The sequence below is a fragment of the Aestuarium sp. genome (genome assembly GCF_023253315.1).
GTDB lineage: Bacteria > Pseudomonadota > Alphaproteobacteria > Rhodobacterales > Rhodobacteraceae > Marivivens > Marivivens donghaensis.
On the sequence record NZ_JALRGW010000041.1, the window covers coordinates 337 to 6,176 of the forward strand.

Below are 5,840 nucleotides of genomic sequence, written 5' to 3' on the forward strand. Positions count from 1 at the left end.
ATTATTTGTTGCCGTTAGCAAGAGTGGGCGAAGCAGAAAAGTGATGCTCAGTGACGATACGTTAGTCGTTCTGGAACAAGTCAAACAGACAACCACGGAATTGGGACAAGATATCAGCCCAGACAGTTGGATTTTTCCAAACCCACGGACGGGCAAGCCCTACACGAGTTTTCACATAGCGTTTGATCGCGCTCGAATTGCCGCGGCCCTACCTCAAGTTCGGATGCATGATTTGAGGCACACATACGCCAGCCTTCTCATCAATCATGGGGCCAGCATCTATGAAGTTCAACAACTTCTCGGCCATCACCACATATCAATGACAGAGCGATACGCACATCTATTCCCCAACACGCTCAAGGATCGTGTCGATATTGTAGCCAATGCAATCAAGGTTGATCTACGGCATTTACAGTAACCAACACCGTGCAAAGTCGACTGAAAGACCGACACGAGCCGGCGCGTCTGTGTGACTATTTCCGCGGACCTCAGTCGAGCAGTCGAGTGAGTAGAGCAAATCCCACGTAACTTTATAGCCTTAGGCAATGCGGACGTCATTACACTCCAATTCACCCTGAATATGCCTGCAAATACATAGCCTTAGATACAGCTAAAATGTTGCCATGTATCAGCTCTACTTACTCTACTACTCGACCTGAATTGGAAAAAAGCCGCCACAGTAGGCCTTTCACTCTACCACGGCGGCTCCCCTCTTTTGCTTGACGTTGGGGGGGTTAGAAGGGTGGCTCCTGCACACGCGCGAAGATCGTGTGGCCCTTGTAGTCACCAGACGTAAACTGCTTGCCCGTGCTTTCAAAACCAGCTGCGTTTAGCGCCCCACGGATGGAATGCTGCAATTGGCGCGGCAGGGTACTCTGCTGATACGTTTCAGTTGCACCTAACACCTTCTCCATGACCTCACGCATGCAAGTCTCGGTCTTACCCGTATTGGTGAGCCATGTTGCAACCTCTTCGAACAACGGGTCAACGACCGTGCGCTGCATCTGCTGTTGTTTCGCAAGTTGAGCTTCCTCTTCGGTCAGCCACCACTGCTCACCAGCGAGATAAAGCGTCATCGCCGCCGCCCATATCCTGTCACGATCACGGTCGATGGCCAGAATGTCAGCCTTCTCGATCTTGATCGGCCAGAAGCGACGATTGCCTGTCTCATCACGCAGATAGTCCGTGCGATTGGTCGTGCCGATAAACACACAGCGACGCTGGTAGGTTATCTCACATCGCCCATAGGGTGGACGGAACTTGTCTTCGGGACGCGTGATGAAGGCTTTGACGTGTTCAATCTCCACTTTTGAAACTGAAGCCAACTCCGAAAGCTCGATACCCCACTTACCACGCACAAAGTCCGCAGAGTCCTTTGAGTCCAAACGAGGCAAGCTATCAGCGAAGTAAGCTTCTCCAAACAGAACTCGCACGGCAGTCGACTTCCCTGCCCCCTGAGGACCTTCGAGTATCAAGACGTGGTCAGCTTTACACCCTGGCTCCATCATACGAGCAACGGCCGATATCAGGAACTTACGAAAGACCAGTTCCGCATAGATCAGCGTTTCCGGATGTTCACCAAACCGACGCAGACCGAAGTGATCGTTCAGCACCTCTTTCAGTAACGCTCGCGCCTCTTCAGCTGACATAGGAGGCAGACCTTCGAGGTAGTGGCGCACGGGTGAGATGATGTTTTCGCGCGCCGCAAGCTGGATGGCATCTTGCACATCGCCCTTTGTGACCTTCAACCACTTTAAATGGGCATTGAACCATCCACGCACTCGGTTGACGTCATCATCGCGCAACTGCCTTGGCTTGAACTGGTTTGGGTTCCCTCGGCTCTTTGGAAAGGGGCGTAGAATCATGATCTGCTCGGACAGCTCATCATAGGCGAAGACGCCATACCAGTCCTCCAAACAGGCTAGGACTGTCACCACATTCATGAAAGCATCAGAGATGCGATCGTTGACGACGATGAGCTTCAGGCCGTCGAGAGAGGACGCGAAGGTGCCACTCCCTAACTCCACAAGTGGCTGTGACGTATCAACATCCGGATGTTGGATCCGTTTAATCTCAGTCATCACAGCCCCCACTTTTTGATGATTGAGTGAAGGCGCACTTGGTTATAGCCCGACGCCTCACAGTAGTCCTCCAGTGCGGCACGTTCATTACCGCCGTGGATGCAGCGCACATAGACGTCCCATGCATCATAGGTGGTCCATCCATTCGCCGTCGTCTTCCCAAGCTGCCCTATGTCGCTACTGGTGTAGCTCACAGCACGATCACCGAAGACCTGAACTGAAGGGCCTTTGCTCTGCGAGAATGGCGAGGCGTAAGAGTTGCCACCACGGTGCAGCCAACCACATTCAAGCATCAACCCCACGAGGTCATGGTCCTGCTTGAACTGCTCGATCGGCGTCAACAGGCCATCAAACTCGCGCTTGCGCAGCCTTTCCGCAGCTTTCTCAGCGGATACGTTACGCGCCAGCTCCTCAGCGGCTTTTGCTTGCTGAGCGAGCTGGGAGGCACGCGTCGTAAGGCCAGATGGCGGCACCTCCAAGACATCGGCTTGAGACACGCGGAAGTCATAGAAAAATGGCGTTCCATTCGCGTCTCGACGCTCTGGCGGCACATTGGGCAGGTTCGAGAGCTGTCCTGCACGTGCCAAGGCATAGTCGCAGCAGATGCCATGCGCATCCAAGCCCTCGAAAAGAGCCTGCTGCAGCCAGCCATAGTCTGAACCGGACATGGGCTTCCGGACTGGCGCTACAGCGCGCCACTTAGGCGCCTCTGCCGTTGCGCTGCTGGTCGAATAGATGATGCGCCGGCACTCACCAAGAACACTCACGATGGCCTGATCCAGCTCATCAAGCGTGACTATTCCGTCATCGACATCCAGAACGAGGGCGTGGAATTGCCCAACTTCGCGCTGCACGGCATGTGAGCGTGCATCTGGTCCGCTATAAGCCGAGGGAATAAAGGCATGTGCCTTACTCTTCTCCAAAGCCAGTGGGGCTTTGGCCATTTGCACTATCTCAGCATAGCTGATCGTGCCGTAATCACGGCCGCTATCACGGCGCGTGTCTTTCTGGCCCTCGATGAGGACAAAGTTTAGTGTCGGATGCATGTTTATGCTCCACTATTGGAGCGCGCCCTTACACGTGCTATGGAGTTGCCACTGTGGATCCATCGCAAATAGATAAGCAGTAACCCCTAACCGCGTGCTTTCGGGCGCGCGGTTTTGCATTACTCAGTTCCGAAAGGACGCTGAGTGGCGAATTGGGCGGCCGTGTCCGGCAGTCCGGTGATTACCCCACGCACATCAGCGTCACAGAGCCACTGGCGCTTCACACAGAGCTTGAAGAGGCTCTGCTGGGTCACGTGATAGCTAAAGCCACGCCACACCTCTCCATGTGCCGTCTCAGCAAACATGCGCTGAACGACATATTGGATGCCCTTACGGTCGAGGATGATCCGAATGCGAGGCGATACATGGACAATGACGTCCACGTAGGCGGCATCACGTTCATGGCATGATGTGGTCAGTTCGGAAGTATCCCCATTACAGTTATCTGATGGGGCAGCATTTGTATGAAGGTCTAACATTAGCAGACCTCCTGTTTATACACGCTAGCATCATCAAACTTTTGCTTTGCTACGGCCAAAAGCTCGTCAACCGCATAGATCGCAGCCTTGTTCGGGCGGCGCACAATCAGCGGCCAACGCTCAAGCGTGCGCGGGCTGATCGGGAAGTAGAAGTGAGTGATGATCGCTGCTGCCGTCTGCTTGTCAGCATATTGCGGCAGGGGTTGGTCAGGTAGCCAAGTTGGTCTTCGCATCGTTTCGCTCCTTATTGCGAGATCTGCGAATCAAAATAACCTAGCCATATCCCCCTCCAGACTTGATTGGATAAAAATCAAGTTTCCTATATATTCCAGAAGTTTAGCTTTCTGTATTCTCTCCAACACTTTTTCACTTGGTTACGAGTCAGACCAAAGAGTTCCCCTACGACGACGTAGATACCCTCATTCACGCCGTATATGCGCTTCAGCTTAAAGGTTATAATTCTCGACGGCTTTCCATCTACGCCTGCTGGCTGCCCAATCACTCGAAGCTCTTCATCAATAGAAGATCTATGCTCCTCAAATTCTTGGCTTAGAAGATAATCGGATCGTTCTTGTATCGGAATTGAAGCAATCTCACCAAAGAACTCGGAAAGGTTAGTCGCATCTGAAAATATCGACTGTTTGGCTGCTGCAAGTTGACGGTCATAGGCCTTGCGCTGAAGTGTTTCGCAAGCCCATCCTACAGCCAATATCATATCGTCATTTAAGATCTTGGGACGTCCTGCGCCCGCTCGTCGACCCCCATGTTGCCGATTGGGCCTCTCGCTATCCTCCGTCATACCCAACCCGCTAATAGCCCGTGCCACTTCGCCATAACCTCCCGACGCTGCTCAAGCTGCTTGGAGTGTTGATAGTGCTTCATAACACCGGTTCGGGTCGCACTTTGTTTATGGTTCAGCAAACTATCAATCAGGCCTTCGGAGACATCAGAATGTTCCGCCATCAAGGTCGCGAAGGTTCGACGAAGGTGGTGCATACAAAAGTCCTGAACTCCTGATGCGGCCCGGACTTTCTTGTTAAAGAAACTCCACGCAGTCATGTCACCGTCTGGCACGGATGAAAGCTGAAACACTTTGGAATGACCGCCAGTTGGTCCTGCCAAGAGTAGGTCTTTAGACATGCCCGAGAGGGGCATCACAAAATACTCATCGTTCTTCGTCTCCTCATTGGAGAAGCGAATTTCGTCTCGATCGAGGATCAGTTGGTCGTGTCGTAATGCCGCCCCTTCATTCGCTCGTAGCGGCGTAGATATCATGAAGCGGAGATATCGAAGATACTCTGGCTTCAAGCCATTAGCATGCCATAATTGCTTCAGTTCGTCGGGCGTGAAGAACCTAGATCTAGGTGCAGCTGGCTTCGGCCGACGCTTCCTCGACACCGAATTCGCTGGATTGAGAGGAATGACCTCCTCGTCTAGCAAGTAATCCAGAAACCGAGATAAAGCCCCAAAGCGATGACGAGCCGTCGCAGGTTGTTCCGGTCGCATCTCTCCCAAACCACGAATATGTCGTGACGTAAGTTCAGCAGGAAAGGCATCCGCCATTCCCATTTCGTCGAGGGCAAACCTCACGTGACGAACTTCGTCGCGCTGGTGCTTCGTTCGACCGTTGGCCATCTGCGTCTCATTATAACGGTCCAGCCACTCGAGACAGGACTTGAGCCGCGCCTCCTCAGCTCGCTTTGCAGCCTTTTCTTTCCGAACAACTAACGCTGGGTCTTCGCCATTCCGAACTTGCGCTTTGATTTGCTCAGCCGCCAAGCGCGCCTCAGACGGCGTCATGGTCACAGGGTCACCGAGTTTCATGGTGCGCTGGGGGTGTCTCTTGCCACCATCAATGTAACCGCGCTTGCGGTAAGCATAGGTCCAGCTGGCACTTTCTTTGTTAATCACAAGCTTCAAGCCACTGCATATCGTGTCTGCGAGTGTAATCCGATCGCCAGAGAGCTTCTGCTCCTTGGTAAACCGCTCGATTTGAGTGCGATCAATCTTGCATTCGAAAGTATGAGAAGCCATTTTCAGCGAGACACCCAGCGAGACAAAACGGTGGAAGTTACCGCAAGTTAGCGGGGCATAGCGATGTAAGTAAAGTGCAATATGGCTTTATTTTATTGGTATAAACCCACAGTGGGCCGTTAACTCAGTTGGTAGAGCAACTGACTTTTAATCAGTGGGTCGCAGGTTCGAATCCTGCACGGCTCACCACTTTCTCTAAA

Annotated in this window: 7 protein-coding genes and 1 tRNA gene; 2 read left to right on the plus strand and 6 right to left on the minus strand. The window is 52.7% G+C overall.

What is annotated here, in order from left to right:
* Positions 1-418 (plus strand): tyrosine-type recombinase/integrase (locus tag AC1QQ2_RS13455; protein ID WP_479713504.1); only part of this gene is annotated, 418 nt, incomplete at its 5' end.
* 316 nt (positions 419-734) lie between these two features.
* Here AC1QQ2_RS13455 and AC1QQ2_RS13460 read toward each other — a convergent pair.
* The 6 genes from AC1QQ2_RS13460 to AC1QQ2_RS13485 all read right to left on the minus strand — a co-directional run bounded on the left by AC1QQ2_RS13460 (position 735) and on the right by AC1QQ2_RS13485 (position 5,640).
* The gene (locus AC1QQ2_RS13460; RefSeq protein WP_105236056.1) at positions 735-2,081 is read right to left on the minus strand and encodes a virulence-associated E family protein; all 1,347 of its coding nucleotides are present in this window, start codon (positions 2,079-2,081) and stop codon (positions 735-737) included.
* Entirely contained in the window at positions 2,081-3,127 is a 1,047-nt protein-coding gene (locus tag AC1QQ2_RS13465; RefSeq protein WP_105236057.1) for a hypothetical protein, read from the minus strand. The genes AC1QQ2_RS13460 and AC1QQ2_RS13465 overlap by 1 nt, the downstream gene beginning before the upstream one ends.
* A 119-nt stretch (positions 3,128-3,246) precedes the next feature.
* On the minus strand, positions 3,247-3,606 hold the full coding sequence (locus AC1QQ2_RS13470) for a hypothetical protein (protein ID WP_105236058.1): 360 nt from the start codon (positions 3,604-3,606) through the stop codon (positions 3,247-3,249).
* Entirely contained in the window at positions 3,606-3,839 is a 234-nt protein-coding gene (locus tag AC1QQ2_RS13475) for a hypothetical protein (RefSeq protein ID WP_105236059.1), read from the minus strand. The genes AC1QQ2_RS13470 and AC1QQ2_RS13475 overlap by 1 nt, the downstream gene beginning before the upstream one ends.
* Positions 3,840-3,925: 86 nt before the next feature.
* Entirely contained in the window at positions 3,926-4,321 is a 396-nt protein-coding gene (locus AC1QQ2_RS13480; RefSeq protein ID WP_479713505.1) for a hypothetical protein, read from the minus strand.
* Positions 4,322-4,401: 80 nt separating this feature from the next.
* A complete protein-coding gene (locus AC1QQ2_RS13485; protein ID WP_479713506.1) occupies positions 4,402-5,640 on the minus strand; it encodes a tyrosine-type recombinase/integrase in 1,239 nt (412 codons plus the stop codon).
* Between the two features lie 113 nt (positions 5,641-5,753).
* On the opposite strand from AC1QQ2_RS13485, the gene AC1QQ2_RS13490 reads away from it, so the two are divergent.
* Positions 5,754-5,829 (plus strand) — tRNA-Lys (locus AC1QQ2_RS13490).
* The last annotated feature ends 11 nt before the right edge of the window (positions 5,830-5,840 follow it).